1 protein-coding gene and 1 pseudogene are annotated in these 1,709 nt (G+C 66.0%); both read left to right on the forward strand.

Annotation, left to right across the window (positions count from 1 at the left end):
• Positions 1-177: 177 nt before the first annotated feature.
• Positions 178-864, forward strand: a pseudogene (locus NM2_RS53620) (ISL3 family transposase); the annotation flags it as partial.
• Positions 865-1,317: 453 nt separating this feature from the next.
• Entirely contained in the window at positions 1,318-1,677 is a 360-nt protein-coding gene (locus tag NM2_RS53625; RefSeq protein WP_439957002.1) for a transposase, read from the forward strand.
• The last annotated feature ends 32 nt before the right edge of the window (positions 1,678-1,709 follow it).

Consider the following 1,709-nt stretch of genomic DNA (forward strand, 5'->3'; position numbering starts at 1 on the left):
TGGGTCTGACCGGATTTTGATGATCGGGCGCGTGTCGATCCCTCTGTCGCGCAGGCGGATCGGATATAGACGCAGTTCGTGGTGTTGGATGATGTCGCGAAACATGTTGTGAGCCTTCTCTTTCCGCATCTGTCGGTAGTTCGTCTCGATGACGTATCAGCGACGGGCGAGCGGATCGTGTTCGATGCGTCGACATGTGGTTCTTCGGCTGAATGCACGCTGTGTGGATGTCGCTCGTCGATAGTGCACAGCCGGTACCGGCGCACGATCGTGGACCTGGCCGTTGCGGGCCGGGAAGTGGTGATCCGGCTGATAGTGCGCCGGTTCCGGTGCGCGGCTGCCGACTGCGAGCGCAGAATCTTCTCCGAGCAGGTCACGGGCCTGGCTACTCGGTATCAGCGGCGCAGTCCGCTGGTGGCCGAGCTGCTGACGAGGGTCGGGCTTGCGCTGGGTGGCCGGCCAGGGGCGAGAATGGCGAAGCAACTGGCGGTGGAGGTGTCGCGGTCGACGCTGTTGGGGCTGGTGCGGGCGATCCGGCTGCCGACGGTGGGTGAGCTGGTGGAGGTTGGCGTCGACGATTGGGCCATCCGCCGCGGCCACGTCTATGGCACTGTGGTGATCAACATGCGCACCCATCGGCCGGTCGACCTGCTGCCGGACCGAACCTCCGACACCCTCGCCGCCTGGCTGGCCCACCATCCAGGCATTCGCGTAGTGTGTCGCGATCGAGGCGGTCCGTATGCTGACGGTGCCAGTCGCGGTGCGCCGCAAGCGATTCAAATCGCAGATAGGTGGCATTTGCTCCACAATCTGACCACTGCAGTCGACAAAGTCGTTCGCGCGCACCGTAAATGCCTGCGCGAGGAGGACGAACACGCAGCGGTCGCCCAACCCGCTCCGGCGCCGGCGGGCCAGACACCGGCATCCGCACGGCGAGAAGCGGCTACCCGGCAACGCCATGCCGAGATCCACGCGCTGGTCGCCAAGGGTGTCGGCCCGACCGCGATCGCGAAAGCACTGAATCTGGACGGTAAGACCGTGCGCCGCTACCGCCTGGCCAGCACTGCCGACCAGCTTCTCACCCCGGTCCCACGACGCGGCAGTGCCCTCGACCCGCACGTGCCCTACCTCGCGCGACGGTGGGAAGACGGCTGCAGCAACGCTCGACTGCTGTTCGGTGAACTACGGCAGCGCGGCTACCGAGGCAGCGAACGCTCGGTCCGCCGGCTCATCCACACCTGGCGCGAGAACACCGCTCCGGCGCCGGTCTGGGCGGCGAAGCCACCGATCACCGCCCGCCAGCTAACCAGCCTGTTCATGCGGCCCCGACACAAACTCGCCACCGACGAGTGCGCCGACCTGCAGCACGCACTCGACCACTGCGACACCCTCCGCGAACTCGACCACCTGGTCACCGGATTCGCCGATATGCTGCGCCACCGCCGCGGTCAGCGGCTGGATGACTGGATCAACCAGGCCAAGGCCGGCAGTATCCCGCAGCTGCGCGGCTTCGCCGAAGGGCTGCTCAAGGACTACGACGCCGTCCGCAACGGACTCACCCTGCCCTGGAGCAGTGGCGCTGTCGAGGGAGCCGTCTGCCGGATTAAGGCATACAAGAGAAGCATGTACGGGCGTGCCAATTTCGATCTCCTGCGCACCCGCGTCCTCGCCCAATAAGCCTGGCCCATCATCAAATTCCGGCCAGACCC

The organism is Nocardia miyunensis NBRC 108239 (assembly GCF_001613065.1).
Classification (GTDB): domain Bacteria; phylum Actinomycetota; class Actinomycetes; order Mycobacteriales; family Mycobacteriaceae; genus Nocardia; species Nocardia miyunensis.

What these genes read in the sequence shown, in the direction of transcription:
- NM2_RS53625 (WP_439957002.1), top strand. Translation starts at nt 1,318, where the DNA reads ATGCGGCCCCGACACAAACTCGCCACCGACGAGTGCGCCGACCTGCAG.